This window comes from Acidovorax sp. ST3, assembly GCF_003231145.1.
Classification (GTDB): domain Bacteria; phylum Pseudomonadota; class Gammaproteobacteria; order Burkholderiales; family Burkholderiaceae_C; genus Acidovorax.
Map to the genome: position 1 here is coordinate 1 of NZ_QKVP01000109.1, position 566 is coordinate 566.

General features: G+C 68.6%; 1 protein-coding gene and 1 pseudogene. Both read left to right on the plus strand.

The window, feature by feature from the left end; translation table 11 throughout:
• Positions 1-85: 85 nt before the first annotated feature.
• Positions 86-148 (plus strand): annotated as a pseudogene (locus DNK89_RS25080) (hypothetical protein); the annotation flags it as partial.
• A gap of 3 nt (positions 149-151) precedes the next feature.
• A partial coding sequence (locus DNK89_RS23835; protein ID WP_238990928.1) for a putative Ig domain-containing protein occupies positions 152-566 on the plus strand: 415 nt, incomplete at its 3' end.

Consider the following 566-nt stretch of genomic DNA (forward strand, 5'->3'; position numbering starts at 1 on the left):
GCTCAATGACACGCCGGTGTCGGCCGTGGGGGGAATCGGTACGCTCGGGTATGCGGTCGCCCCGGCGCTGCCGGCCGGATTGACAATGGATGCGTCGACCGGCGCCATCACGGGATGCGCCGCGATGGCATCGCCCCGGACCGAGTACACCGTGACGGTCACTGACGGGGCCTCGCCCTCGCATGAGGTCAGCGCCAATTTCACGCTGGAGATCAGGGGCTTGCTGACAGCGGTCGCCACTCCCTCGGGGACGACGGACGCCGTCGTCGGCCGCGAGCTCAGCTATCAGCCGGTGACCGCCGCGGGCGGCGTGGGAGCGCTTCATTATTCCGTTTCCCCCGCATTGCCGGCAGGGCTGGCGCTGGACGAGGCGACTGGCATGCTGACGGGGTCCGCCGTCGCGGTAGCGCCTCTGACTACGTACGCGGTCACGGTCACCGATAGCGATTCGCCGGCGCATACGGTCACGGCCTCTTTCATGATGGAGGTTGGTGAGACGATCTCGGTGACGAGCCGGGTCGATGCGATCTCCGTGACGGCGGGGGACCCCGTGACGGTCGCGGCTC